Genomic DNA, 24,872 nt, shown 5'->3' on the forward strand with positions numbered 1-24,872 from the left:
ATGTCCGACGACAGCAAGGTCACACACTTCGGCTACCAGCAGGTGCCATGGCAGGAAAAACAGCAAAAAGTGGCCGGCGTATTCCGCTCCGTGGCGGGCAAATACGATGTGATGAATGACCTGATTTCCATGGGCAGCCATCGCATTCTCAAGCGCATGACCATCGAGCTGGCCGGCATTCGACCGGGCCACAAAGTGCTCGACCTGGCTGGCGGCACCGGCGACCTGGCCATCAAATTTTCCCGGCTGGTGGGCGAAACCGGCCAGGTGGTGCTGGCCGACATCAACGACGCCATGCTCGACGTGGGCCGCGACCGTCTGTTCGATGCCGGCTGCAGCCACAACACCCAGGTCACCCAGGTGAACGGCGAATGCCTGCCCTTTGAAGACAACAGCTTTCACTGCATCACCATTGCCTTCGGCCTGCGCAACATTACCGACAAGGACGCGGCCCTGCGCTCCATGCTGCGGGTCCTCAAGCCCGGCGGCCGCCTACTGGTTCTGGAGTTCTCCACGCCCACCAACAAACACCTGGCCAAAGCCTACGACGCCTACTCCTTTGCCGTGTGGCCCAAGCTGGGCAAGCTCATCGTCAACGATGCCGACAGCTACCAGTACCTGGCAGAATCCATTCGCATGCACCCGGATCAAGACACCCTGCAAGGCATGATGGACACCGCCGGCTTTGCCCGTACCGAATACTTCAACATGATCGGCGGCATCGTGGCCCTGCACAGAGGATTCAAGTTTTGAGCCTGAAAGACCAGTCACGCTCTCCCGGCCTGCTGTCCACCACCGCCCTGGCCACCGTGGAGCGAGCCATCAACACCGCCCTGCGTTCCGATCCGGCCAGCGCCGATCGCCTGGCCGTACACGCCGGGCGCCTGATTGCCATTGAAGTCACACTGCCCCCCATGGCTATTTACGGGCTGATCGTGGAAGACGGTGTGGAACTCTACCACCGCAGCGACGCCACCCCGGACGTGGCAGTGAAAGGCAGCCCCATGGACCTGGCCTCCTTGCTACTGAACTGGAAAACCCGCCCCGGCGTGATCGGCGGCCCCGTGGACATCACCGGCAACCGGGATTTTCTGCAAGAGCTACAACAGATCGCCAACGACCTGCAGATCGACTGGGGCGCCATTCTGGAGCCTGTCACCGGTTCCGAGCTGGCCCAGCAACTGGATTACAGCGCGCGCCGCCTGTTCGGCTGGGCGAAGCAAGCCGCCACCCGCCTCACCGAACAACTGGGCGATTATGTGGGCAACGAATCCGGGCTGATTCCCAGCCGCCGTGACGTTTACGAATTCGGTCAGGACGTGGATGAACTGCGCATGGACGTGGATCGTCTGGATGCCCGCATTCAGCGGCTGAAAACCCGCGCGCCGTCCACATCATCCTCTTCGCCCTCATCGCCACAGGATTCCGGGAGCGCAACACACTGATGCCACCGATTACCCGCATACTGGTGGTGATCCATGTGATCTGCCGCTACCGGCTGATATCCCTGCTGCCCGCGCATCCGGCCAAGAGCCTGTTCCTTGTCCTCCAGTACCTGGTGCCCGCCAGCTGGCTCGGCACCGGCGAGCTGAGCGAAGGCGAACGCCTGCAAAAAGCACTGGAACGGCTGGGCCCGATCTTCATCAAATTCGGCCAGCTGCTGGCCACCCGCCAAGACATGCTGCCGCCCGAGTGGACCGCCGCCCTCGCCCGCCTGCAGGATCAGGTTGCCCCTTTCGATGGCGAGCAGGCCAGAGCCCTGGTGGAAGCCAGTCTGCCGCAACCCTTTGATGAGGTGTTCCGCGACTTCGACAGCACGCCCATGGCCGCCGCCTCCGTAGCACAGGTGCATGCCGGCACCCTGCACAACGGCCAACAGGTGGTGGCCAAGGTGCTGCGCCCCACCATTCGCCCGGTGGTGGAGCGGGACCTGAAGGTGATGGCCTTCGGTGCCCGCTGGCTGGAACGCCTGTGGCGTGATGCCCGCTATTTCCGCCCGGCCCGGGTGGTACAGGACTACCGGGAGATCATCCTCGGCGAACTGGATCTGGCCGCCGAAGCGCGCAACAGCGAAACCATGCGCCGGCATTTTCTGTTCAGTCCGCTGCTGCACATTCCCGCCATTCATCTTGAATTGTCCAGCCCCACCGTGATCATCATGGATCGCATCCATGGTATTCCGGTGAACGATATCGAGCGCATCAAGGCCGCTGGCATCGACCCAAAAGTGTTGGCCGAGCGCGGCGTGGAGATTTTCTTCGCCCAGGTCTTCCGCTTCAACTTCTTCCATGCGGATATGCACCCGGGCAATATTTTCGTTAACCCCGAACACCCGGAGTCGCCCCAGTACATGGCCGTGGACGCCGCCATCGCCGGGCGCCTGTCCAAGGACGACCTGAACGTACTTGGGCGCATGGTGCTGGCGGTGATGCGCGAAGACTACAGCGCCCTGGTGGATGCGGTGATCCGCGCTGGCTGGAATACGGCTCCCATCGACCGGCCCCGGTTTGAACGGGCAGTGATCGATATCATCGAGCCCGTCCGCTCCGCCCAGCTGGATCAACTGGAATTCGCGCCCCTGATCATGAAACTGTTCGATATGGTTCGCGCCTACCATATCGAAATGCCGGTGCAGTACATCCTGCTAATGAAAACCCTGGTTCACATCGAGGGACTGGGGCGCAGCATTTATCCCCAGCTGGATATCTGGAACACCGGGCGCCCCTTGCTGGAAGCCTGGATGCTGGCCGAATACGGCCCCAGCGCCACGCTGAAGAAGCTGCAGAATCGCCTGCCGGAATGGACCGCCCAGCTTCCGGACATGCCCGACCTGCTCCGCGACGGGCTGGAAAGCCTGCGCGACCTGCCCTACCAGCAGGACCGCCTGGAAGCCCGTTTCGAACAACAACTGGTCCGCCATCGCCACAAGCTGTTTGCCGGCCTCGCCGGGCTCGGCTGTGCCGGCGCCGCCCTGTGGCTGGCAACGCCCCATTTCAGCTGGCCACTGGCTGCTGGCGCCGTGCTGCTGGTGAGCTGGAGCTGGCGGCGCTAGACTGTGGGCCTGCACAAACACCGTGCTCAATGTTCGTAGGAGCTTGCTTGCAAGCGAACCATCACCCTTCGCCAGCAAGCAGGCTCCTGCATAAAGACCGCTAGTTCGACCACGAAGAATACACAGCCTATGTCAGATATACTCAGCGAGCTGCACCAGGTACTCGAATCGCGCAAGGGCGCCGATCCGGATAGCTCCTATGTGGCCAGCCTCTACGCCAAGGGCCTGAACAAGATCCTGGAAAAAGTCGGCGAAGAAGCGGTGGAAACCATTCTTGCGGCCCGGGATGCCGAAGTCAGTGGCGACAACCAGGCACTGATCAGCGAAACCGCCGATCTATGGTTCCACTCCCTGGTGATGTTGGCCAAACTGGGCGAACACCCGGACAAGGTTCTGGCAGAATTGCAACGACGTTTTGGCCTGTCCGGCCATGATGAAAAAGCCGCACGCAGCGGTAAACACTAACGCACATTAACAACGCACATTAACGCGGCCCCTACTTTTTCGGAGAGAAAACCATGTTTTCCGGCATCAGCATTTGGCAGTTACTGATTCTTCTGGCCATCGTGGTCCTGTTGTTCGGCACCAAGAAACTGCGCAACATGGGCGGCGATCTGGGCGGCGCGGTGAAAGGCTTCAAGAACGCCATGAAAGATGGCGAAGACGAGCAGGACCAGAAACGTCTGGCTGACGACGAGCAGCCTGATAACGAGCAACAAGCCGGGCAAAAAAGCGAACAGAACAAGGAAAAGGACAAGGCCTGATTCCTGTCGCCTTTTCGGCGACACAGTCCGGACCAAATCCTGCTAAACCGAGGTTGCGATGTTCGATATCGGCTTTGCCGAACTCACCCTGATCTTCATTATCGGCCTGGTGGTACTGGGGCCGGAGCGACTGCCCACCGTCGCCCGCACCCTCGGCCACTGGATCGGCCGTGCCCGCTCCACCTTCAACCACCTGAAGAACGAGCTGGAACGTGAAGCCGTGACCCAGGACATGCAGGAGCGCATGGAAAAGCAGATGCGCCAGATGGGGCTGGATGAAGACAGCATCCGCGAAGCCAAAGACAGCCTGCTGAGCCCGGAACAAATTGCCCGCTCACGGGCACCGCGCAGCGAACAGCCCCATAGCGACGCCCTGAACGCGGATGACGCCGACACCACCCAGCGCACCAACGACCAGCCCCAGGACTCCACCCGCCATGACTGATGCCAGCAACGACGCCGGCCAGCCGCTGATTGCCCACCTGCTGGAACTGCGCAATCGCCTGCTCAAGGCCATGGTCGTCATTTTTATCGTTTTCCTGTGTCTGTTCGCGTTTTCCCGCGAGCTCTACACCCTGGTGGCCAAACCGCTGATGGACGCCATGCCTGCCGGCACCAACATGATTGCCACCGGCGTGGCCTCGCCCTTCCTGGCGCCGTTCAAGCTGACCCTGTACCTGAGCGTCTTCGCCGCCATGCCGTTCATTCTCCACCAGGCCTGGGCCTTTGTGGCTCCCGGTTTGTACAAGCATGAAAAGAAATTGGCGATACCGCTGCTGGCCAGCAGCGTCCTGCTGTTCTATGGCGGCGCCGCCTTTGCCTATTTCGTGGTATTCCCGTTGATGTTCCAGTTCTTCACCGCCATCGCCCCGGAAGGGGTGGCCGTGACCACGGACATCAGCAGCTACCTGGATTTTGTACTGGCGCTATTTCTGGCCTTCGGGCTGGCGTTCGAGTTACCCATTGCCATCGTGCTACTGGTGAGCACCGGGGCCACCACGGTGGAAAAACTGAGCAAGGCCCGCGCCTATGTGGTGGTGGGTTGTTTCGTGATCGGCATGCTGCTGACACCACCGGACATCATCAGCCAGACCCTGCTGGCGATTCCCATGTGGTTTTTGTTCGAGATGGGACTGCTCGCCGCCCGGATGGTAAAGAAACAGGCTCAGGCCCCGTCAGCGTAACGCCATCCTGGCTAATGCTGAGTGATGGACCGGAATAACTCGCGTGGGTCGAATTAGCCGCGAAGCGGCGTAATCCGACATCCAGAGATGGGTAGCACTGAAGGCCTCCGGGATTGGCCCAACCGGTCCTAGAACCGGTAACCACTGCCTGGAGCAGGAATCGGCGCGGGCACAGGAAACGCCGGCGGCTCCTCCCCCCCTCCCTCAGCGGGCGACTCGGGCGCCTCTTCCGCTTTCGCCACCTCGGCAGCACAATCATTGTCCTGCATGAAATCCACCAGGCGCTGCTGCACCGCCGGGTCCCGGGTACTTTCCGTGTGTCCGCCACGCAGCTTCTGGAAGGTTTTGGGTTGCGTCGCCGCGGCATACAGCCGCTCGCCGTGAGCGTAGGGAATCACTGGGTCATCTTCACTGTGCATCACCAGCAAGGGCGTCGGGGCAATGTGGGCCACTCGCTCCTCCGGGTCCAGCGCGCGGTCCGGCATGGTGGGCACCACCATCCAGCGCAACGGCCACAGCAACCAGCTACGCTTCATTACGTCACTGGTGATATCCCGGTAGCTGGCAAACGCCGCCTCCAGAATCACGCAATCTGCCGCCCCGGCATTGCCCTCTTCGCCCAATACGCTGGCGGCCATGGAGGCGCCCAAACTCTGCCCGAACACCACCAGCGGCGCACCATCCGTGCGCCGGGCATGGCGCAGCCAGTCCAACCCCAGCTGCACATCATCGAAAACGTCCGGCAGCTTCGGCTTGCCTTCCGACAGCCCGTAGCCCCGGTAATCCAGCAAAAAGACGTTATAGCCCCGTGCCGGCAGCCACTGCACATTGGCCAGATGGGTGCTGATATTCTGGGCATTGCCGTGCAGGAAATAGACCGTGCCACGGGCCGGCGCATCATCGGCCGCCGGCAGCCACCAACCATGGATACGCATGCCGCGCGGATGTATCAGTACAATATCTTCGTACTGCAGGCCCTGATTTTCCGGGTTCTGTACCCACGGAGACATGGGGTAGAAAAACAGTTTGCTGCACCCTGCCAGCAGCAGGCCCAGCAGCAACGCTGCGCTTAATCGTAATACCATCGCCATTGGAGTTTGAACTCGTCATCGTAACCGCCCCGCCGGTTCTCGCGCTCCAGTGAAGCGCGCAAGCCGTGCTGCCGGGTCATTGCCCACTGCACCGCAAACTGGGAGGAGGATCGATATTCATCGTTGGTGAAATAATGCCCCACACTGCCTAACTGCCACTGCCAGTCGCCACGGTGATACAAAATGCCCGCATCCAGACCGGCCCCCGGGGTCAGGAAGGTGCCGAACTCGCTATTATTCTCCATTCGCACGCTGGTTAACAGATATGGCTGCCAGTTCTCCCACAGCCAGCTGCCGCCAGCGCCACCCTGAATGTAGCGCACCAGCCGGCGCCGGCCCGCCCAGGCTCGCTCCAGCCCGCCCTCCACGTACCAGCTCAGGGGTTTCATGAAGCGGTTTCGTGGTGCCAGCGAACGGATGCTCACCACATCCAGCTCTTCCAGTTTGACCTGCCCGGACTCGGTACTGCGCAGGGTCATGTCAAGCCCTTCGATCTGCGCACCGCGGAGGAAGCCGTATTGATTGTCGAGCAAGTCATGATAGGTCAACCGATAGGTCAACTCGCCGAAATCCAGCTCGCCTTCGCGCTGACCGCCACTGACGCCCAACATCTGCGTTCCGTGCCCTTTTTCCGGCGGTTCCGGGTTCTCTGTTTTCGGAACCGGGGCGGCAGGCAGGCTGTTCATCAACGTTAACAGGGCAAACGATTTTTTCGCCACTTCCGGGGTTCGCTCTTCCTTGCGGTGGGCCAACCTGATGTAGCGATAAGCTACCGCCGCCATAATCGCCCGGGTTGCTTCCGGTTCAGCCATGAAGGCAGGCGATTCGGCCAGGTCAGGATTATCAGCCAGCGCCCTTGCCATTTTTTGCTGGGATCCATCCAGCTGTTTACGCAGATTGTCCAGCTCCACGGATTTGGATGGCCGATAATGGCGGCTGCTAATGATGTCGCGCTCATCCAGTGCCCGCACCGTATTGACCGGCACTTCGGCAAACCGCAATTCACTGAGTAATTCGGACCCCGGGCGCGCCACTTCTACCAGCTCGAGCAGGCGAAATGAGCAGTTCTCATCAAAAAAGTAGTAATCAAAATTGATGTCTTTCAGTTCCCACAAATGATCAATCAGCCAATCGATTTCTGACTGATCCAGATCCAGGGTGTATTCCCACATATCCCGGTTTTCCATGTGTGAATATTCCTGGATTTTCTGCACATAGGGCACAAGGGCAAAGCGACCCGGGTAGCCCCCTGCCAGACCGCGATAGATATAAAAGAAAGAATTATCGGCTTCGCTTGAAACCGCGCCAAAGTTTACCGCCCACGACAACCAGACAGCGCTATCTTCGCCTTGATCCAGCCTTAACAAGGTATGTCCGAACATGGACGAAGGGCTGTTCAAATAGGCGGCGGGGAACACCAGCACCGCGCGATTGGCATGAATCGCGTCGCGCCATTCGTTGTAGTCATCGCAGTGTGAAAAGGGTGCCTCGTCTTGCCAACCCAGCTGCTCGGACAGAAAACGATAGCGCGCAGGAAAACGGCAACGCGCCGGCGATTGCGCAGCACGAAGTGCCTGCTCCGTCGCCTCAAGCTCGGCTAACGGATCGGCCTTACCGGAATCGGCGAAAAAAAACGTATCGTCGTCCACATAACTCTGATGCTTGTCACGCAGGGTCGCACCGGGATTGATATGTAATAACGCCTGCCAGCGGGACGATTCCGCCAGTTCAGACAGGGAAGGGGTTGCAGCAAACGCCGGCACAAACCAGCACAGCAGCACACAGAAAAGACCAGTGCGCATCCGGATTCATCCGTCTCAATTACAAGCCGACAAAAGTGTCAGAAAAGAGGGCCCTAAAAACAAAACCCCGCCAGAAGCGGGGCTCTGATGGATCTTTTGTGCTGATTAGGCCAGGTACTTGGACAACGCCTGATCCTGTTTCATCACGTCAGTGATGCTTGCCATTACTTCAGCGGCAGTCACGTCCTGGTTCGGGAAAATGGTCGCGAAGTTTTCGTGCATCAGCGCGTTGAAACGAGCGCGGTCTTCAGTCTGAATACCCATGGAAACAGACAGAGCAGTCAGGGCTTCACCGTCGCCGGTGGCCATGTCCTGCGCCACTTCTTCCATCACACCCGTCATGCCCAGCAGGCTTTGGCCGCTGTAGGTCAGAGCGCCGCTGGTATCACAACCGTTGGTCCCTGTGGTCATGCCGAAGGTGGCGTTACCGGTAGTGCCGTTAACCAGTGTCGCCAGAAGATGCATCGGCATGCCGGATTTGCCTTCAAACAGCATGTTGCCCCAGCCACAGCCCGGACCACCCGGCGCCACAGCCATGGCAGATGTTGAAGCGCCCAGCAGAGCGGCAGCGATAAGTGTCTTTTTCATCCTGAATTCCTCCAAGTTTTTATGAATCTTCCCTGGGGATGCAGCCTTTCACTGGCCACGATGCCTGCCAGCAAAATGCCGGCAACGCTCTCCCCGTTACCTTTGCAGGCAACTAAACTCATCATAAACAAGGGGAACCGCTTTGCAATAAGCTTATTCAGAATAAATCACATCTCAAGCATAAAGGTAACCGGGCCATCATTAACCAAAGAAACCTGCATATCCGCAGCAAAGATCCCCGTAGCCACGGCAACGCCATAACCACCCAATTGTTCGACACAACACTCGTACAATCGCCGCCCCGAAGCCGGTTCCGCGGCACTACTAAAGCTCGGGCGTCGCCCCTTCCGGGTATCCGCAACTAAAGTAAATTGAGAAATCGCCAACAAGCCCCCTGCCACATCTCGCACATCCTGATTCATCTTCCCCTGATCATCTGCAAAAACTCTGTAGCTGACAATGCGTTCCGCCATCCGCTTGACCAGCTTTTCGTCATCATGCTTTTCAATGCCGATAAGCAGCACCAAGCCTTTATTGATAGCCCCCACGGTCACTCCGTCCACATCAACGCTGGCCTTGCTAACCCGCTGCATCAACACTTTCATTGCTCACCCCTTCTATCGAGTCGCATTACCGCCTTCACCAGCGCCTGGGCCACGCCCTGGTCCATGGAAGAATGCCCTCCTCCCTCAACCCAGTTGAGCACACTGTTTGGCAGCACCTGATGCAACGCCAGCGCCTGCTCCGGCGGGCAGACAAAATCCCGGCTGCCATGCACAATTTCCACCGGCACGGCACTGCCGGCACAGGCCTCAAGCAACGGTTGCTCCACAAAGCCCTCAGCAAGAAAATAATGGGTTTCCTGGCGAGCCATGCATAACTCGTCATCACTGCCCAGGCCCGGTGGCTGGGTCGGCATCAGCGCCAGGGTGGATTCCCAATTACACCAGGCCCGGGCATAACGGCGAGCGTGCTCGCCTTGCAATCCCTGATGATAACGCTCCAGTAAACTGCCGTTGCCCGGCGGCGCCTGCTGCTGCAAGACTTGCCAGGCCTGCGGGAACATCCTGGCCGCCCCGGCTTCGGTATAGAGCCAGTCGAGATCCTGGTGACGGCATAAAAAAATGCCACGCAGCACCATGCCAGTAATATGCTGTGGAAACGCCGCCAGATAAGCGAGCGCCAGTGTGGCACCCCAGGAACCGCCAAATACCATCCAGCGCTCGACGTGTAGCGCCTGTCGAATCTGTTCGAGATCGGCCAGCAAATGGCTCAGGGTATTATCCTCAATGGATGCCAGTGGCCGGCTTTGACCGGCACCGCGCTGATCAAACAGAATAATCCGAAACCGTTGCGGATCGAAAAAACGTCGCAGCGCCGGAGAGCAACCGCCACCGGGGCCACCGTGCAGCACCACCACAGGAATACCCTGCGGATTACCGCTCTCTTCCACATATAACTGATGCCCCTGCCCAACCGGAAGGTAGCATTGCCGATACGGCTCGAGAAAAGGAAATAACGCCATGAGTCAGGTTCTGACAGGAAGAAGAATTTCAGCATACCTGCTGTTGATTTTGCTGCAAGGGCTCCTGGCCGCTTGTGACAACACGCCCCCGGAGCAGGCCATCAAGGATGCCCTTGCCGAGATCGAAACCGCCATCGAGGACGGCGACACGGGCACAGTCATGGGCCGCCTAAGCGATAACGCGACCGTTGAAAGACGCGGCAGAACCCTGCAGCGCAAGGAGATTCACCGCACTCTGGTGGGGCTGTTTTTTCGCTACCCGAACCGCAACATCACTTTTACACGCATCCGGATTGATCTGGACCCGGTGACACAGGAACAGGCCCGGGTGCAATTTACCGCACTGGCCTGGGGTGGAAAAAATGTGCTCCCGGATGATGCCGACAGTTACCAGATAGACAGCCATTGGCTGCTGGACGGTGAGTGGAAAATTGACAGCCTGACCGAATAACGCCATCCACTATTGCGGCCCTGCACTCCAAACGAAAGATCCAACCGAAAGAGGCCACGCCCAACGTATAAACGTATAGGCGCGGCCTCCTGTATGGCTGATCCGAAACCCGGGCACGCGAACGGCTAACGGCTTTCAGTCCTCATCGCCACCATTAAGCTGGCTTTCCATATCCAGCTCCTTGATCTTGCGTGTCAGGGTGTTGCGCCCCCAGCCCAGCAGCGCCGCCGCGTCACGCTTGCGCCCGCCGGTGTGCTGCAGGGCCACTTCGATCATGGTGCGCTCAAAGCCCGGAACCGCCTGCTCAAGGATACTGCGCTCCCCCTGGGACAGCGCCCGGTCGGCCCAGTTGCGCAGCGACTTGAGCCAGTCGCCGCTCACATCCGCACCTTTCGCTGCGCCGGTTTCTTTCAGCTCCGGTGGCAAATCGTCCACCAGCACTTCCCGGCCGGATGCCATCACGGTCAGCCAGCGACAGGTGTTTTCCAGCTGCCGCACATTGCCCGGCCAGGTTTGCGCAGAAAGGTATTTTTCCGTGTCCTTGTGCAGAACTTTCGGCTCCACCCCCAGCTCACTGCCGGCGCGCTGCAGAAAATAATTCGCCAGGCGGGGAATATCTTCCCGGCGTTCCGCCATGCGCGGAATATGGATGCGGATCACGTTAAGGCGATGGAACAGATCCTCACGGAAATCGCCTTCCTTCACCAGCTTTTCCAGATCCTGGTGAGTGGCGGCAATAATGCGCACATCCACATGGATCGGCGTGGTCCCGCCTACGCGATAAAATTCGCTTTCCTGCAGCACCCGCAACAATCGGGTTTGCGCTTCCAGCGGCATGTCGCCGATTTCATCCAGAAACAAGGTGCCGCCGTTGGCCTGCTCAAAACGCCCCACCCGCTGATTATTGGCGCCGGTGAAGGCCCCCTTTTCATGGCCGAACAGCTCGGACTCGATCAGGTCTTTGGGAATGGCTGCCATATTCAGCGCGACGAAATTTTTCTCGCGCCGCATGGAGTGGCGGTGCAAAGCGCGAGCGACCAACTCTTTACCGGTCCCGGACTGACCATTGATCAGCACTGTCACATTGGAATGACTCAGCCGGCCAATGGCGCGAAACACTTCCTGCATGGCCGGGGCCTCACCGATGATTTCGGTGGGTGCTTCTTCAACCGGTTCCGGAAAGTCGCCACGGGACTCTTCCCGATGCTTGATGGCCCGGCGCACCAGAGCCACGGCTTCATCCACATCGAACGGTTTGGGCAGATATTCAAACGCGCCCCCCTGATAAGAGGCCACCGCAGAATCCAGGTCAGAATGCGCCGTCATGATGATCACCGGCAGATCCGGATTCTTGCGCTGCAGAATTTTCAGCATCCGCAGCCCATCCGTGCCGGGCATGCGCACGTCGCTGATCAGCACTTCCGGCTCCTGCCCACCCTGCTCCAGGGTATTGAGCGCTTCATCCGCATCTTCAAAGCAGGTCACCGCGTAGCCTTCCTGGCCCAGCGCCTTTTCCAACACCCAGCGAATGGAGCGGTCATCATCCACAACCCAAATACTGACACTCATGACCTGCTACTCCTGTTGTTTCCATCGCCACCGCAATCAACGGCCGGCTTGTATGGCGTCGCTCTGTTCAAAGCAGCGCAATTTACGCTATGTCGGTTTCTCTGTTTCATCCAGTTGCTCCATGGGCAGCAGGATGCTGAATACGGTTTCGCCCGGCTGGCTTTCGCACTCAATCAGCCCCTGATGCTGACTGATGATGGACTGTGCAATGGAAAGCCCCAGCCCGGTGCCGCTGGCACGGCCACTGACCATGGGGTAGAACAGGGTTTCCTGCACATCCTCGGCAATGCCCGGGCCGTTATCGATAATGTCCATGCGCAGCACTAACCGGTGACGCTGGGCGCCGATGGTGAACTGGCGCAACACGCGGGTACGCATGGTGATGCGCGGTGCCGGCGTCTTCGATTCCAGCAACGCCTGGGTGGCGTTGCGGATAAGGTTCAGTAATACCTGAATCAGCTGGTCCCGGTCGGCAATCACGTCCGGCAAGCTGATGTCATAGTCACGCCAGATCGCCACTCCGCGAGGGTATTCCGCCAATAGCAACTGGCGCACATGCTCCAGGCACTCGTGCACATTTACGGCACGGAACTCCGGCGGCTTACGCGGGCCGAGCATACGATCTGCCACCGACCGCAGCCGGTCGGCTTCATCGATAATGACCTTGGTATACTCGGTCAGCTCCGGGTCAGGCAGCGCCCGCTCCAACAACTGAGCCGCACCGCGGATGCCACCCAGCGGATTCTTGATTTCATGGGCCACACCCCGCACCAGTGCCCGGGTAGCCTGGTGCGCATGGATCAGTGCTTCTTCACGACTGATCCGCAGCAAGCGATCCAGCGACTGCATTTCCATCAACAGACACAAAGGCTGGCCCGGCTCGTTAATCGGGCTGACCGAATAATCCACCATGATTTCATGGCCCGGCGCCACCGACAGCCGCGCCTCACGCTGGGTGAAGGGGTGCTCATCATCAATGCACTGCTGAATGGCGAGGCGCGCCTCTTCATCATCGAAAAAGTAATCGGGCAGAGGCTGGCCGACGGCGCGGCTGGTACTGGTCGCCAACAGCATTTCCGCCGCCGGGTTCAGGTAGCGCACGCACAGGGCATCGTCCAGCATGATCACTGCGGTACGCAGGTGATCCAGTAGTCGTTTGTGCAACGTAATGTCACCCATCAGAAATTGGCCCATAACAGGGCATAAGCAATTATCAGGCCACCTGTAGATCAGCCCGACAAAGCTGGTATCAGCGGCCTGCAGCACAGGCGTAAAAGCCTGCTATTGATGAGTTTAAAGGGAAGGAAGGGCAAAGCGCACCATTGAGGTGCACCATTAGTTGTTGCGGATGCGCCGATTCGGTTTTGCCGGCTGCGCAGCTTTGCCCCGATCTGCACCACCGCCCACGCTGGCAGCGCCCCCGGTTGACGCACTACCCCCCACATTGGCCGAGCCACCACGGTCGGCTGCACCACCGACTTGCGCAGCACCACCGTTACTGCCACCACCGGGGAAATTGCGGAAGTCACTGACCGTGCTGCGGTGAATGTAAACTTCCACCGGCTCGGAGGTGATACGGGTTTCGCCATCCTCGCCCACCACTTTCACGATCAGGTTATGTACCCCGCGTTCCGGCGCATCCAGCTGCAGGGCGGGCTGCTCCGCGCCATTATCCAGCAACACCAAATTATCGCCGGGCTGCAGCCCAGGTTGCAGGTTCACGGACACATACACAGCATCAGTCGGGTTACGCAGTGTGGAGCCGCTTTCCGGGGAGGTAATGGTCAGCGATGTGTACTCCTCCACCGTGGGGTCCGCCGCCTCTTCCTCTGGCGCCGACACCGCCTCCGGCATTTCCACCTTCTTGATCGGCACTGTATTGGTGGTTTTCAGTTTCACTTCCTCGGAGCGGCTGTTCTCTCCGGGCTGATCCGTGAACACCACATTGCCTTTTTCATCAGTGGTCCGGTAAATCTTCGACGCCGGCGCATCAGAGGCCTCTGTCCGGCTGGCCCCGTCTTCCTGTTCCGCGGTGGCCGCCAGGCTTGATCCAGAGATCAACCCCAAGGCAACAACGGCAATCAGCGACTTCTTCATTGTTATCTCCCTATGACTGTCCTTGATTCTGGCCTGACTGCTGCGCCCAGAAAAGGGGTAAGTGCACAAAATAGCACGCTTTTTTCAGGCAAAAAAAAGCCCCCGACTAGCGGGGGCCTCTTTTCTGCTGCTTCCCGAAGGAAATTAGCAAGAGTAGTACATATCGAACTCAACCGGGTGCGGGGTCATGTTCAGACGCTCGATCTCGCCACGCTTCAACTCGATGTAGCCTTCCAGCATATCCTTGGTGAACACGTCACCTTCGGTCAGGAAGTCCATATCTTCTTCCAGGCAATCCAGCGCCATGGTCAGGGTGTGCGCCACGGTGGGGATGTCTTTCGCTTCTTCAGCCGGCAGGTCGTACAGGTCTTTATCCATGGCATCGCCAGGGTGCATCTTGTTCTTGATGCCGTCCAGGCCAGCCATCAGCAGGGACGCAAAGCACAGGTACGGGTTCGCAGACGGATCAGGGAAGCGAGCCTCAATACGACGGGCCTTGGCGCTGTTCACGAACGGAATCCGGATGGAAGCAGAACGGTTACGGGCAGAGTAGGCCAGCATTACCGGGGCTTCAAAGCCGGGCACCAGACGCTTGTAGGCGTTGGTGGAGGCGTTGGTGAATGCGTTCAGGGCGCGGGCGTGCTTGATGATACCGCCGATAAAGTACAGCGCTTCGTCAGACAGGCCAGCATAGCCGTCGCCGGCAAACAGGTTCTTGCCGTCTTTGCCCAGAGACACGTGCACGTGCATACCGGAGCCGTTATCACCGATCAGCGGCTTGGGCATGAAGGTAGCGGTTTTGCCGTAGGCGTGAGCCACGTTGTGTACGCAGTACTTGAGGATCTGTACTTCGTCTGCCTTGGCAGTCAGGGTGTTGGCGCCAACGCCGATTTCACACTGGCCTGCGGTGCCCACTTCGTGGTGATGCACTTCGATGTTCAGGCCCATGGATTCCATGGCAGAACACATTGCGCCACGCAGATCGTGCAGGCTGTCTACCGGCGGAACCGGGAAGTAGCCGCCTTTCACGCCCGGACGGTGACCGATGTTGCCACCTTCAAAATCTTCATGGGATACCCACGCCGCTTCTTCAGAGTGGATGTTGTACATGGAACCCTGCATGTCGGACTTCCACTGCACGGAATCAAATACGAAAAATTCCGGCTCCGGACCAAACAGCGCAGTGTCAGCAATACCGGTGGATTTCAGGTATTCCTCGGCACGACGAGCAACGGAGCGCGGGTCGCGCTCGTAACCTTGCATGGTGTTCGGCTCAAGAATGTCACAACGCAGGTTCAGGGTGGCAACGTCAGTGAACGGGTCCAGTACAGCGGATTCGTCATCCGGCATCATGACCATGTCGGATTCGTTAATGCCTTTCCAGCCAGCGATGGAAGAACCATCGAACATTTTGCCGTCCTGGAAGAAATCTTCATCGATTTCGCCAACCGGAAGGGTTACGTGCTGCTCCTTACCACGGCTATCGGTGAAGCGCAGGTCCACCCATTTCACATCGTTTTCTTTGATCAGTTTGAGGGTCTTAACAGACATTATCTTGCGTCCTCCTAAGGAACAGCGGGTTTGTCTCTGACTCGTCGTACCGCTCTGGGTAAGGGCAGCACAAGGAGCCGGTATTCTCGGCCACTGGGCCAGCTTTGCCAATAGGGAGGCAAATACCGTGCCAGCCCTTTTTTAGCGCATTCTCCGCCTAAATCGCAGAAACCAGGGAAGATGATTCATTTTGGTGCACAGCAACGGTGCACTCAATAAGTGCGAAGCACTAAAACAGTGCACCGTTATCTTCGCCCACTTGCAGCACCACAAAAACTTCGTTGCCCTGCTCGCCCATTTCCAGCACCTCGTGGCCGTTAATTCGGCACCAGGCCGGGATATCGCTCAACGCGCCAGGGTCGGTGCAGACCACTTTCAGCGTATCGCCAGTGGCCAGGGTTCTTACCTTATTCTGGGTCTTGATCACCGGCATGGGGCACAGCAGCCGACGCACATCCAGTTCGTTAAGGGGAGAGGTCATCGTCGAATCAACCCACATTCCAGCTGGCCAGTACCGCATCCGGCTGTGCCGGCGCCACGGTAATCTCCCGGGCGACCCCATCAGGGCTACGCACTTCCAGGGTCACCGTCTCGTCAACCCGCCCCTTGGAGTAACGGGCCACAATGGCAGCCGCCTGCTCCAGCTCCGCCTCGCTGCCAAACTCACCATCCACCAGTGCCAACGGCCCCGGGCAGCTCACCGTAGTAAGGCTGGTGAACTGGTAGCGATAGCCTTCCAGAAAGCGGTTTTCGCCTTCTTCTCGGCTGATGATCAGCTTGTAATGGGGCTGCGGACGCAGGTGACGCCCCACTTTCAGTAGCATGATGTCGTCCAACTCGTAACGGCGCTCGTTGCGAGCCTTCCACAGGTCGGCCAGCTTGTTGGAATAGGATTCATCGGTCAGGAAACAGCAACCGCCGGCGGGCTGGGCAAAGTCATCCAGCCCGAACTTGGCGGCCAGCGCCATCTGCGGCTTGCGATTGCGGCCAGAGAAGTCGTGCAGCTCGTCCCGGTTAACCCAGCCTTCGCGCTCGGGCAGGGTGGGCGGCAGGTTCTGGGCGCACAGCGGGCGCAGCAAGCGGTCATCCGCACCGGACTCCTGGCTGATGATCGGCATGGTCTCCTTGCGCTGGCTCTTCGGGCGCTGACCGATCACTTCACCGGTAACAATAAAATCGAAGCCCCGGTCACCCGCCAGTTCGCGGGCCTTGTTAATCATCAGCGTGGCCTGGTTGACCATGAAGATCTTGCAGTCCAGACAGGGATTCAGGTTCGCGCCGTAACCGTGTTTGGGGTTGAGCACCACATCCTTGTACTCCTCGGAGATATCAATGATGTGCATCTTGATGCCCAGCTGCTCCGCGACCCACAAGGCGTTGTTGCGCTTTTCCTTGTCCTTGTCCTTTTTGCGGATGGCATGGGTATGCCCTTCCACGCAGAAGCCGGTGTAGAAGTTAACCCCTTCCACCTCGATGCCCTGCTCCTGCATGACTTTCACCGCCAGCATGGAGTCCAGTCCACCGGACACCAGAGCAATGGCGCGGCGCTTGATTGGTTGGCTTGCCTCTGTCATCGAAAAACCTGCGTTGCTGTGGGGACAGCTCAAAAATTGGGCGGCGCAGTATAGCAATCGCGGGCCAAGGGCGCATCCTCCCGATGGCCGCCGCACCCACCGGCTGTCACTTCACCGTCATGCCGGTCCGCCACACTCGGCCACCCATGTAATTGAAATTGCTTTGCTTTATGCGCTCAAGACTTCGCTGGCTGCTGATGGCGTCACTGTTTTCCCTGATCGCTGCTTCGCTGGGCTGGTGGTGGCATACCCCCCACGGCCCCTGGCTGGTTCATCAGGAGCCCCTGGCCGGGCAGCGAATCTGCGCTGTGGGAGATGGCGGCTGGGGCAATGCACCGTCCATGGCCGTGGGTCAGGCGCTGGTGAACCTGGAATGTGACCAGGTCCGCTACCTGGGCGATCTTGTCTACCCGGATGGCATCACCAGTGCCGACGACCCCTTGCTGGAAAGCCGCTTTCTCACTCCCATGAAACCGGCCATGGACGCGGGCATCCCTTTCTATCTGGTGCTGGGCAACCATGACTGGAAAGGCAGCGGCGAGGCCTGGCTGGAAGTGGCGCGACGCTACCCGCAAGTCCACTTTCCTCACTTCTATTATTTTGAACAATGGCCGGACGCCTGTGCCTTCAGCCTGGAGACCACCTGGTTCGAAAAATGGTATTACTTCCGCCGCCAGAGCAGCTGGCTGGAACAGGCCAAGGATACAGCTCGCCAGCACGGCTGCCGCTTCAGCCTGGGCTTTGCTCACCACCCCATGTTCAGCACCGGCTCCCACGGTGACGCTGGCGAGATGATCAACCTGTCACTCAAGCCCAAACTACTCGGCCACCTGGACTTGCTGGTAGGCGGTCATGACCACGTGCTGTCCGACGAGGGAGAATACCAGGGCACCCGCCAGCTGATTTCCGGGGCCGCCAGCATCAACAACGACCTGGGCCCTCCCAGCAAGCAGCAACGCTTCACCCGTGCCACCCACGGCCTGGCCACCATTGATCTGCGAGACGATAGAGGGACAATGCGAGCGGAGTACCGGTTCTACAGTGTGCTGGGCAACCCACAGGACCCATTGATCACACTACTCTGGCAGGGCAACCAACAGGGGAAAGGGATTCGCTGAAGCGGCTTGCAAAGGCAGGAAAGCGACAGGCTTGCCGCTTGCTCACGGTTACTCTTCTTGCGCCGCCACCGGGCCGGCCACCGCAAACTGTTGTTTTGAGAATGCCACACGCTCAGCCACCGGACGGGTTTCGTCTTTCAGGGCCTCAAGCTGCTTCTCGACAATCTGACAACGGCGCAACAGACCATCGTCCATGGCGATCTGGATATTCAGGCCCGGGCGGGCATTCAGCTCCAGCATCATCGGACCATGCTCATGGTCCATCACCAGATCCACCCCCAGATAGCCCAAGCCGGTCAGGTCGTAGCAACGGGCCGCCAGCTCCAGACACTCCTGCCAGTCCGGCACGGTGAGCCCGGCCACCGGGTTCGCAGTATCCGGGTGACGCTCGATTTTCAGATTATGCCAGGTGCCACCCAGAGTGACCCCGGACGCCAGGTCCAGCCCCACGCCAATGGCGCCCTGGTGCAGGTTTGCCTTGCCCTGGGATTGCCGGGTAGGTAGGCGCAGCATGGCGGCTACCGGATACCCCTTGAGCACGATGATGCGGATATCCGGCACCCCCTCGAAACTGATCCGGTTGAACAGTTCGGTGGAACGCACCCGGTATTCGATCAGCGCCTGGTCGCGATGACCGCCCAGGGAATAGATACCGGAAATGATCCCGGAGATATGGTGCTCCAGCTCTTCGGTGGTGATGATGCGCCCGGAGGCGGAGCGGAAATAATCCTCAAAACGATCGGCAATCACCATGATGCCGTCACCGCCAGCGCCTTGTGCGGGCTTGATTACAAAATCCCGGTGCTGCTCCACCACCCGGTGCAGGGTACTGATCCCTTGCTCGGTAGCGATGGTGCCATACATGTGCGGCACCCGGATGCCCGCATCCAGCGCCATCTGCTTGGTCTGGATCTTGTCGTCCACCAGCGGGTACAGGCTGCGCTTGTTATAGCGCAGGATATAATCGCCGTTGCGCTGGTTAATGCCCATCACTCCACGGGCGCGCAAAGCCTTGCGGGTTTTCGACCAGAACATCAGCGCTTATCCCCGTCCACCATGGCACGGAACCGCAACAACTCGGTGAGGCGATAGCCCCGGTAGTGCCCCATCAACACCATGATTGCGGCCAGGCACAGCAACACGCCCGGGAAGGTGAACACGAAATACACCAGCGGCTGCCACACCATCAACAGGTGACAGAAGATGGCCGCCACCAGCGTGCCCAGCGCCACCTTCAGCGACTGGGTACCACCGCGCTCTTCCCAGACGATGGAGGTCCGCTCGATCACCATGGTCAGGATCACCATGGGGAACAGCGCCACCGACAGACCCGAGCCCATGCCCAGCTTGTAGCCCAGCAGACTGATCAACGCCATGGCAATCACCACAAAGGTCAGCACCACAGAAAGCCGGGGCAATAACTGTAATTTGAGATGCTCAAGATAGGAGCGCACCGACAAGCCGATGGCGGTGATGGAGGTAAACAGCAATACCCCCCAGACTACCTGCGTCTCACGGAACGCCAGGGCGATCAGCACGGGGGTAAATGTCCCCAGGGTTTCCATGCCGATCAGCGAACGGATAAACAGCACCAGCATGACGCCCACCGGAATCATTACCAGAATGCGATACAGTTGCTGGGCAGGTAACGGCAGTTCGTAAAGGGAGAAATCGATAAAACTGCTCACGTCTTTCAGACGCAGGGACTGGGCCAGTTGCAACGCGCTCATTTCATTTTCGTGCACGCTGAAGCTCACGTCCGCAGACTTGCCGCCCTCGATATTCAGCAGCGGCCCTGGGCCGCTCCACCAGACCAGACGATCTTCCGGCAGGCCCTGCTGGCCATTGAGCGGATTGAAGTACAGCCATTTCTTGCCGTTGAAGCTGCGCAGCCACAGCTCCGGCTGCTGCTCCTGGCTTTCCGCCAGGCGTAGCGTATGCACGGGCTCGGCCGGGATATGCGCCACCGCCAGCAGCAAATCAATGACATTGGCCCGGTTCTCCGGGCTCACATCGCTGCCCAGCAGCAACTGGACATTATCGTTCTCCAGTTCATTGACCCGCTTGATGGTCTCGCTGATAAAGGTTTCCACATCCGCCGAGTGCTGGCGAATCGGTTCCAGCAGCGCGTCGGCGGCCAGCTTATCCGGGCCATCCAGCGTAGGAGCCGGGCGGAATTGGGGGCCGGGATCATTTTCCGGGGCATCCGCATAGCGCGGAGTCAGCATGAGGCGGTAATAAAGGTACTGGCTGCCTTCGGCGCGACGGGACGACCAGGTCACCTGCCGGTTGCCCTTCTCCACATTCACGTTCACGCCGTAATTGTTGGAGATAAAGCTTTCATTGAGGGTGGTATAACCCTCTCCCAGCGGCGGCACGAACATGCGCACCTTGACGGGCTTGTTGGCCTTGGCCGAGAAAGACACTTGGGCATCGACCACCCACACCGGATCTTTCTCGTCCTGGCTCAGCGGCACATTTTGTACCAGCAACTGGTAAGCAATACTGCCGCCCCCCAACAAAAGCAGGAAAACGGCAAGCAGCCGCGCTTGCAACTTCACAGAACCCATTATAGCGCCTCGGCAGCCTCCATCGTCTCGTCGTCGCTCTCGACAACCTTGTCTTCACTATTGTCTTCACTGGCCTGACAACCGGGTTCGCCCACCGCCATTGATAGCGACGGATCCACCAATGCGCCCAGGCCCTGCAGCGCTTCGGAACCCATCAGCAACGGATAACGAAACTCGCTGCGGTCTGTCAGGTTAACGTCAATCTGTTCCTGGCGCTTGCCCATGCAGACAGTCAGGGTCACCACCGGACGACGGCTATAGTCCCGATCACCCGGCGACACACTCTCTGCCCGTCGCTTGATACGCACATGCCCCGATAAAGGCAGCTCCACATCATCCCATTGTTCCGTGGTAATACCCCAGTCTTCCCGATCATCGCGGTCGATGGCCAGGTCGAATTCGACCATTTCCACGCCATCGCGCTCAAACGTACGGATATAACGGGCGCTCAGGGAGGCTGAATCTGCGCCGGTATCCAGTTTGGCAGGCACGGTAATGCCCAACTCCTTGATATGCACGTTTTCGTGCAAGCCATAGATCATCTTGCCGGAAGACAGATCAGCCATCACCGCAAAGGGCGACAAGACCAACAGCGAAGCAAGGAGTGTACGCATCATAACAACCTGATTGTAAAAGCATTACAGCCCGATCACGGAGCCACCGGCTCAGCCTCTGACCCGCCCCCCGGAAAATGGTTGCGCCATTCTAGGCGATCATCGGGCCTATCGCAGGCTCAACCGTGAAATTTTGAAGTTGTTCACAATTGCCAATCTTACGATAAAGGCTGACCGGCGGGCTATCACCCACACGCTACGCTGCTATAATGCGCGCCCCTGCGAAACCGCTGGCACGGTTTCGCCCACCATATTTGGAGCAACACTAGTGATTGAACGTCTGCGCAATATCGCCATCATCGCCCACGTTGACCACGGCAAGACCACCCTGGTGGACAAGCTGCTGCAACAGTCTGGCACCCTGGGAGATCGCGCCGGCGACATCGAACGGGTCATGGACTCCAACGACCTGGAGAAAGAGCGGGGCATTACCATTCTGTCCAAGAACACCGCCATCCAGTGGAATGACTATCGCATCAACATCGTGGACACCCCCGGCCACGCCGACTTTGGCGGGGAAGTAGAGCGGGTCATGTCCATGGTGGATTCCGTGCTGCTGCTGGTAGACGCAGTGGACGGCCCCATGCCGCAGACCCGCTTCGTGACCCAGAAAGCGTTCGCCGCCGGCCTCAAGCCGATCGTGGTCATCAACAAGATCGACCGCCCCGGTGCCCGCCCGGACTGGGTAATGGATCAGGTTTTCGACCTGTTCGACAACCTGGGCGCCACCGACGAACAGCTGGACTTCCCGGTGATCTATGCTTCTGCCCTGAACGGTATTGCCGGCATGGACGCGGATGATCTGGCGGACGACATGACTCCGCTGCTGCAAGCCATCGTCGACAAGGTGGATTACCCGAACGTCGATGCGGAAGGCCCCTTCCAGATGCAGATCTCCTCTCTGGACTACAACAGCTACCTGGGCATCGTCGGCATTGGCCGGGTCAAGCGCGGCAGCATCAAGGCCAACAGCCCGGTGAAAGTGATCGGCGCCGACGGCAATGTCCGTAACGGCAAGATTCTCACCATCATGGGCTACCACGGCCTGGAGCGCGTGGATGCCACCCACGCCTCCGCTGGCGAAATCGTCTGCATCACCGGCCTGGATCCGCTGAACATTTCCGACACCCTGTGTGATCCGGCCAATGTGGAAGCGCTGACCCCGCTGAGCGTGGACGAGCCCACCGTGAGCATGTTCTTCCATGTGAACACCTCACCGTTCGCCGGCCAGGACGGCAAATTTGTCACCAGCCGCCAGATTCGCGAGCGCCTGGAAGCGGAACTCAAGCACAACGTGGCCCTGCGCGTGGAAGAAACCGGCAGTGCCGACCAGTTCCGCGTCTCCGGCCGTGGCGAACTGCACCTGTCGGTACTGATCGAAAACATGCGTCGCGAAGGCTTCGAGCTGGCCGTGGGCCGCCCGCAGGTGATCATCCGTGAAGAAGACGGCGTGAAGCAGGAACCCTATGAAACCGTGATTGCCGATGTGGAAGAGCAGCATCAGGGTTCCATCATGGAACAGCTGGGTCTGCGCAAGGCGGAGATGACCAACATGGAGCCAGACGGCAAGGGCCGGGTGCGCCTGGAATTCCTGGTGCCCAGCCGTGGCCTGATCGGCTTCCGCAGCCAGTTCCTGACCCTGACTTCAGGCACCGGCATTCTCAACAGCACCTTCAGCCACTACGGCGAGTTCAAGCCCGGCGACATGGCCAAGCGCATCAATGGCGTGCTGGTGTCCATGGTGAAAGGCAAGGTGCTGGGCTTCGCCCTGTTCAACTTGCAGGAACGTGGCCGCATGCTGATCGACCCGAACGTGGATGTGTACGAAGGCCAGATCATCGGCATCCACAGCCGCGGCAACGATTTGGTGGTCAACCCCACCAAGGGCAAGCAGCTGACCAACATGCGCGCCTCCGGCACCGATGAGAACATCGTCCTCACCCCGCCGATCCGCTTCAGCCTGGAGCAGGCGCTGGATTTCATCGAAGACGACGAGCTGGTGGAAGTGACCCCCAACTCCCTGCGTATTCGCAAGAAGCTTCTCACTGAAACCGAGCGCAAGCGCGCCGGGCGGTAATTAAGAGACGCACCACGCTGTACGCATCAAGCGCCACGCCTAAAAACGTGGCGTTTTTTGTGGTTCGCCGCGTATTAGAGAGAATAACCCGCGTCTCGCCCGCGGATGGGTTTATCGCGAATACCCGGCTCTTCGCCAAACGCTCAACGCCGGATGCCTGACGTAAAAGCACATAGCCGGAGAGGCTTTCGATATTGCGGCATCTTCTTTGAGGGCCATCATTCTGGGAATAACCTGGCAATGCACTTTGCGCAGAAAGCATGGCGGCCAAGGTTTTCAGCGTTTGAATGCAAGCATCAGTCGTCGGGCATCCGGCGTCCAGCGGTTACCAGCCCAAGGTAATGAGACAAGGCCTGAAGCCTGCTGATCACTCCACTCCGCGATACATCTTTTTTGTGTCCGGTGCACCGTCAACGCAATAACATCAACACCAGCACCGCACCGATCACCAGCCCCACTATCAAACCCGCCATAAACCCCTGCCCGGCCAACGGTGCCACCCCGGCAGTGGACCCACCCTCCTCCTGATCGGCAGGCTGACTGGCCTCGAATTCAGCAATCACCTCCCGGGCCCGCGCCTCATCGTTGGCAGCCACCCACACTGTCGCCAGGCCCGCCGCCGGCAGCTCCCCCATACCGCCCTGCAACATATCGCCCTGCACCTGGGCCATGATGCCCACCTGATCCAGCAGGTTGGCCAACATATGGGCTTCAATCATGTGCCGTGCCTGAAACACACATTTCACCAGCTCATCTCCACTACGGATTTACCGGTTTTTTTTCCACCACTTCCAACAGCGTATAACGCAGGCTGCTGCCATCCGCAGGCGGCGACGCCACCTCTTCGACCTTTACACGCAAGGTGTACTGAAACCCCTCTTCATAGGCAAAGCCTTCTATGTGGTTATAGAACAGCTGCCAGTTGGCGTCGCCCTCTTCCTTCACTCGCAGGCACTCCATGGCTCCAACACCGATACACGCCGTGCCGTAGGGCGCCACATAAAGCAGCTGCCCAGGCTTGTCCTGCGGCGTCGGCTCACCGCAAGCCGCCAATAAAAACAACAACGCCAACATCCCGCGTTTCCACATCATCATCCATGTCCTGTTATTCTTGGTGCATTAGGGAACCTCTGAAAAACTCCTTGCGTACTCAGTCTTTCAGGCTGGTTCGCAATCTAGGCGCGCTTTTGAAGGTGTATGTCCATCCATCGAAAAAGCGCAACAACGAGTGCGGGCCAGCCTGAA

Annotated in this window: 26 protein-coding genes; 10 read left to right on the plus strand and 16 right to left on the minus strand. The window is 59.1% G+C overall.

Going from position 1 to position 24,872, the window contains the following annotated elements:
* From ubiE to tatC, 7 genes are all read left to right on the plus strand, one after another.
* Entirely contained in the window at positions 1 to 753 is a 753-nt protein-coding gene (gene ubiE, locus COA55_RS13530) for a bifunctional demethylmenaquinone methyltransferase/2-methoxy-6-polyprenyl-1,4-benzoquinol methylase UbiE (RefSeq protein ID WP_290502584.1), read from the plus strand.
* The gene (locus COA55_RS13535) at positions 750 to 1,445 is read left to right on the plus strand and encodes an SCP2 sterol-binding domain-containing protein (protein ID WP_290502585.1); all 696 of its coding nucleotides are present in this window, start codon (positions 750 to 752) and stop codon (positions 1,443 to 1,445) included. The genes ubiE and COA55_RS13535 overlap by 4 nt, the downstream gene beginning before the upstream one ends.
* Positions 1,445 to 3,052 (plus strand): AarF/UbiB family protein, encoded by a 1,608-nt coding sequence (locus COA55_RS13540; protein ID WP_290502586.1) that lies wholly within the window; start codon positions 1,445 to 1,447, stop codon positions 3,050 to 3,052. The genes COA55_RS13535 and COA55_RS13540 overlap by 1 nt, the downstream gene beginning before the upstream one ends.
* A 129-nt stretch (positions 3,053 to 3,181) precedes the next feature.
* Positions 3,182 to 3,517: a phosphoribosyl-ATP diphosphatase gene (locus tag COA55_RS13545; protein WP_063521325.1), complete on the plus strand. Its 336-nt coding sequence runs from the start codon at positions 3,182 to 3,184 to the stop codon at positions 3,515 to 3,517.
* A 53-nt stretch (positions 3,518 to 3,570) separates the two neighbouring features.
* Positions 3,571 to 3,816 carry a Sec-independent protein translocase subunit TatA gene (tatA, locus tag COA55_RS13550; protein WP_063518808.1) on the plus strand — a complete coding sequence of 82 codons (246 nt, stop codon included), beginning with the start codon at positions 3,571 to 3,573 and terminating at the stop codon, positions 3,814 to 3,816.
* 58 nt (positions 3,817 to 3,874) lie between these two features.
* Positions 3,875 to 4,261 carry a Sec-independent protein translocase protein TatB gene (gene tatB / locus COA55_RS13555; RefSeq protein WP_290502587.1) on the plus strand — a complete coding sequence of 129 codons (387 nt, stop codon included), beginning with the start codon at positions 3,875 to 3,877 and terminating at the stop codon, positions 4,259 to 4,261.
* Positions 4,254 to 5,000, plus strand: coding sequence for a twin-arginine translocase subunit TatC (gene tatC, locus COA55_RS13560; protein WP_290502588.1), 747 nt, complete (start codon positions 4,254 to 4,256; stop codon positions 4,998 to 5,000). The genes tatB and tatC overlap by 8 nt, the downstream gene beginning before the upstream one ends.
* Before the next feature lie 128 nt (positions 5,001 to 5,128).
* Here tatC and COA55_RS13565 read toward each other — a convergent pair whose 3' ends face one another.
* From COA55_RS13565 to pip, 5 genes are all read right to left on the minus strand, one after another.
* Positions 5,129 to 6,091 carry an alpha/beta fold hydrolase gene (locus COA55_RS13565; RefSeq protein WP_231880789.1) on the minus strand — a complete coding sequence of 321 codons (963 nt, stop codon included), beginning with the start codon at positions 6,089 to 6,091 and terminating at the stop codon, positions 5,129 to 5,131.
* Positions 6,070 to 7,893, minus strand: a complete 1,824-nt coding sequence (locus COA55_RS13570) for a DUF4105 domain-containing protein (protein WP_290502589.1) — start codon at positions 7,891 to 7,893, stop codon at positions 6,070 to 6,072. Before COA55_RS13570 ends, COA55_RS13565 begins: the two co-directional genes overlap by 22 nt.
* A gap of 105 nt (positions 7,894 to 7,998) precedes the next feature.
* Positions 7,999 to 8,481: a DUF3015 domain-containing protein gene (locus COA55_RS13575; RefSeq protein WP_063518791.1), complete on the minus strand. Its 483-nt coding sequence runs from the start codon at positions 8,479 to 8,481 to the stop codon at positions 7,999 to 8,001.
* Positions 8,482 to 8,648: 167 nt separating this feature from the next.
* Positions 8,649 to 9,086, minus strand: coding sequence for a D-aminoacyl-tRNA deacylase (gene dtd, locus COA55_RS13580; RefSeq protein WP_290502590.1), 438 nt, complete (start codon positions 9,084 to 9,086; stop codon positions 8,649 to 8,651).
* Positions 9,083 to 10,006, minus strand: coding sequence for a prolyl aminopeptidase (gene pip / locus COA55_RS13585; RefSeq protein WP_290502591.1), 924 nt, complete (start codon positions 10,004 to 10,006; stop codon positions 9,083 to 9,085). Before pip ends, dtd begins: the two co-directional genes overlap by 4 nt.
* On the opposite strand from pip, the gene COA55_RS13590 reads away from it, so the two are divergent.
* Entirely contained in the window at positions 10,005 to 10,457 is a 453-nt protein-coding gene (locus tag COA55_RS13590) for a hypothetical protein (protein ID WP_063518794.1), read from the plus strand. The two genes, pip and COA55_RS13590, sit on opposite strands and share 2 nt — an antisense overlap.
* 135 nt (positions 10,458 to 10,592) lie before the next feature.
* Here the strand turns inward: COA55_RS13590 and glnG are convergent, their stop codons facing one another.
* The 6 genes from glnG to COA55_RS13620 form a co-directional block, all read right to left on the minus strand.
* Positions 10,593 to 12,026 carry a nitrogen regulation protein NR(I) gene (glnG, locus tag COA55_RS13595; protein ID WP_063538964.1) on the minus strand — a complete coding sequence of 478 codons (1,434 nt, stop codon included), beginning with the start codon at positions 12,024 to 12,026 and terminating at the stop codon, positions 10,593 to 10,595.
* 87 nt (positions 12,027 to 12,113) lie between these two features.
* Entirely contained in the window at positions 12,114 to 13,220 is a 1,107-nt protein-coding gene (glnL, locus tag COA55_RS13600; protein ID WP_290502592.1) for a nitrogen regulation protein NR(II), read from the minus strand.
* A gap of 141 nt (positions 13,221 to 13,361) precedes the next feature.
* Positions 13,362 to 14,123: a DUF4124 domain-containing protein gene (locus COA55_RS13605; protein ID WP_290502593.1), complete on the minus strand. Its 762-nt coding sequence runs from the start codon at positions 14,121 to 14,123 to the stop codon at positions 13,362 to 13,364.
* A 144-nt stretch (positions 14,124 to 14,267) separates the two neighbouring features.
* Positions 14,268 to 15,674, minus strand: a complete 1,407-nt coding sequence (glnA, locus tag COA55_RS13610; RefSeq protein WP_063518710.1) for a glutamate--ammonia ligase — start codon at positions 15,672 to 15,674, stop codon at positions 14,268 to 14,270.
* A 229-nt stretch (positions 15,675 to 15,903) separates the two neighbouring features.
* Positions 15,904 to 16,155, minus strand: coding sequence for a sulfurtransferase TusA family protein (locus COA55_RS13615; protein WP_063518709.1), 252 nt, complete (start codon positions 16,153 to 16,155; stop codon positions 15,904 to 15,906).
* 7 nt (positions 16,156 to 16,162) lie between these two features.
* On the minus strand, positions 16,163 to 17,248 hold the full coding sequence (locus COA55_RS13620) for a tRNA (5-methylaminomethyl-2-thiouridylate)-methyltransferase (protein WP_063518708.1): 1,086 nt from the start codon (positions 17,246 to 17,248) through the stop codon (positions 16,163 to 16,165).
* A 170-nt stretch (positions 17,249 to 17,418) separates the two neighbouring features.
* On the opposite strand from COA55_RS13620, the gene COA55_RS13625 reads away from it, so the two are divergent.
* Positions 17,419 to 18,366 carry a metallophosphoesterase gene (locus tag COA55_RS13625; RefSeq protein WP_290502594.1) on the plus strand — a complete coding sequence of 316 codons (948 nt, stop codon included), beginning with the start codon at positions 17,419 to 17,421 and terminating at the stop codon, positions 18,364 to 18,366.
* Between the two features lie 48 nt (positions 18,367 to 18,414).
* On the opposite strand, the gene COA55_RS13630 is transcribed toward COA55_RS13625, so the two are convergent.
* The 3 genes from COA55_RS13630 to COA55_RS13640 are packed head-to-tail and all read right to left on the minus strand — an operon-like array spanning position 18,415 to position 21,553.
* A complete protein-coding gene (locus tag COA55_RS13630) occupies positions 18,415 to 19,401 on the minus strand; it encodes an alpha-L-glutamate ligase-like protein (RefSeq protein WP_063518706.1) in 987 nt (328 codons plus the stop codon).
* A complete protein-coding gene (locus COA55_RS13635) occupies positions 19,401 to 20,936 on the minus strand; it encodes an inactive transglutaminase family protein (RefSeq protein WP_290502595.1) in 1,536 nt (511 codons plus the stop codon). The genes COA55_RS13630 and COA55_RS13635 overlap by 1 nt, the downstream gene beginning before the upstream one ends.
* Complete coding sequence (locus tag COA55_RS13640) at positions 20,936 to 21,553, minus strand: RimK/LysX family protein (RefSeq protein WP_290502596.1); 618 nt, start codon at positions 21,551 to 21,553, stop codon at positions 20,936 to 20,938. The genes COA55_RS13635 and COA55_RS13640 overlap by 1 nt, the downstream gene beginning before the upstream one ends.
* A gap of 265 nt (positions 21,554 to 21,818) precedes the next feature.
* Here COA55_RS13640 and typA point away from each other — a divergent pair, with 265 nt between their 5' ends.
* Positions 21,819 to 23,627, plus strand: a complete 1,809-nt coding sequence (gene typA, locus COA55_RS13645) for a translational GTPase TypA (RefSeq protein WP_290502597.1) — start codon at positions 21,819 to 21,821, stop codon at positions 23,625 to 23,627.
* 410 nt (positions 23,628 to 24,037) lie between these two features.
* On the opposite strand, the gene COA55_RS13650 is transcribed toward typA, so the two are convergent.
* A complete protein-coding gene (locus tag COA55_RS13650; RefSeq protein ID WP_082872493.1) occupies positions 24,038 to 24,373 on the minus strand; it encodes a DUF2007 domain-containing protein in 336 nt (111 codons plus the stop codon).
* 13 nt (positions 24,374 to 24,386) lie between these two features.
* A complete protein-coding gene (locus tag COA55_RS13655) occupies positions 24,387 to 24,722 on the minus strand; it encodes a DUF4377 domain-containing protein (protein ID WP_197468575.1) in 336 nt (111 codons plus the stop codon).
* Positions 24,723 to 24,872: the final 150 nt, after the last annotated feature.

Source organism: Alcanivorax sp., from assembly GCF_002733835.1.
Classification (GTDB): Bacteria; Pseudomonadota; Gammaproteobacteria; order Pseudomonadales; family Alcanivoracaceae; genus Alcanivorax.

Bases quoted from the DNA above. Each gene is read 5' to 3' on its own strand.
- glnA (WP_063518710.1), bottom strand. From the start codon at position 15,674: ATGTCTGTTAAGACCCTCAAACTGATCAAAGAAAACGATGTGAAATGG.
- COA55_RS13620 (WP_063518708.1), bottom strand. From the start codon at position 17,248: ATGACAGAGGCAAGCCAACCAATCAAGCGCCGCGCCATTGCTCTGGTG.
- dtd (WP_290502590.1), bottom strand. From the start codon at position 9,086: ATGAAAGTGTTGATGCAGCGGGTTAGCAAGGCCAGCGTTGATGTGGAC.
- COA55_RS13575 (WP_063518791.1), bottom strand. From the start codon at position 8,481: ATGAAAAAGACACTTATCGCTGCCGCTCTGCTGGGCGCTTCAACATCT.
- COA55_RS13570 (WP_290502589.1), bottom strand. From the start codon at position 7,893: ATGCGCACTGGTCTTTTCTGTGTGCTGCTGTGCTGGTTTGTGCCGGCG.
- glnL (WP_290502592.1), bottom strand. From the start codon at position 13,220: ATGGGCCAATTTCTGATGGGTGACATTACGTTGCACAAACGACTACTG.
- glnG (WP_063538964.1), bottom strand. From the start codon at position 12,026: ATGAGTGTCAGTATTTGGGTTGTGGATGATGACCGCTCCATTCGCTGG.
- tatC (WP_290502588.1), top strand. From the start codon at position 4,254: ATGACTGATGCCAGCAACGACGCCGGCCAGCCGCTGATTGCCCACCTG.
- COA55_RS13565 (WP_231880789.1), bottom strand. From the start codon at position 6,091: ATGGCGATGGTATTACGATTAAGCGCAGCGTTGCTGCTGGGCCTGCTG.
- COA55_RS13625 (WP_290502594.1), top strand. From the start codon at position 17,419: ATGCGCTCAAGACTTCGCTGGCTGCTGATGGCGTCACTGTTTTCCCTG.
- tatA (WP_063518808.1), top strand. From the start codon at position 3,571: ATGTTTTCCGGCATCAGCATTTGGCAGTTACTGATTCTTCTGGCCATC.
- COA55_RS13590 (WP_063518794.1), top strand. From the start codon at position 10,005: ATGAGTCAGGTTCTGACAGGAAGAAGAATTTCAGCATACCTGCTGTTG.
- COA55_RS13545 (WP_063521325.1), top strand. From the start codon at position 3,182: ATGTCAGATATACTCAGCGAGCTGCACCAGGTACTCGAATCGCGCAAG.
- COA55_RS13605 (WP_290502593.1), bottom strand. From the start codon at position 14,123: ATGAAGAAGTCGCTGATTGCCGTTGTTGCCTTGGGGTTGATCTCTGGA.
- COA55_RS13540 (WP_290502586.1), top strand. From the start codon at position 1,445: ATGCCACCGATTACCCGCATACTGGTGGTGATCCATGTGATCTGCCGC.
- COA55_RS13655 (WP_197468575.1), bottom strand. From the start codon at position 24,722: ATGATGATGTGGAAACGCGGGATGTTGGCGTTGTTGTTTTTATTGGCG.
- COA55_RS13630 (WP_063518706.1), bottom strand. From the start codon at position 19,401: ATGTTCTGGTCGAAAACCCGCAAGGCTTTGCGCGCCCGTGGAGTGATG.
- pip (WP_290502591.1), bottom strand. From the start codon at position 10,006: ATGGCGTTATTTCCTTTTCTCGAGCCGTATCGGCAATGCTACCTTCCG.
- COA55_RS13615 (WP_063518709.1), bottom strand. From the start codon at position 16,155: ATGACCTCTCCCCTTAACGAACTGGATGTGCGTCGGCTGCTGTGCCCC.
- ubiE (WP_290502584.1), top strand. From the start codon at position 1: ATGTCCGACGACAGCAAGGTCACACACTTCGGCTACCAGCAGGTGCCA.
- COA55_RS13635 (WP_290502595.1), bottom strand. From the start codon at position 20,936: ATGGGTTCTGTGAAGTTGCAAGCGCGGCTGCTTGCCGTTTTCCTGCTT.
- COA55_RS13640 (WP_290502596.1), bottom strand. From the start codon at position 21,553: ATGATGCGTACACTCCTTGCTTCGCTGTTGGTCTTGTCGCCCTTTGCG.
- tatB (WP_290502587.1), top strand. From the start codon at position 3,875: ATGTTCGATATCGGCTTTGCCGAACTCACCCTGATCTTCATTATCGGC.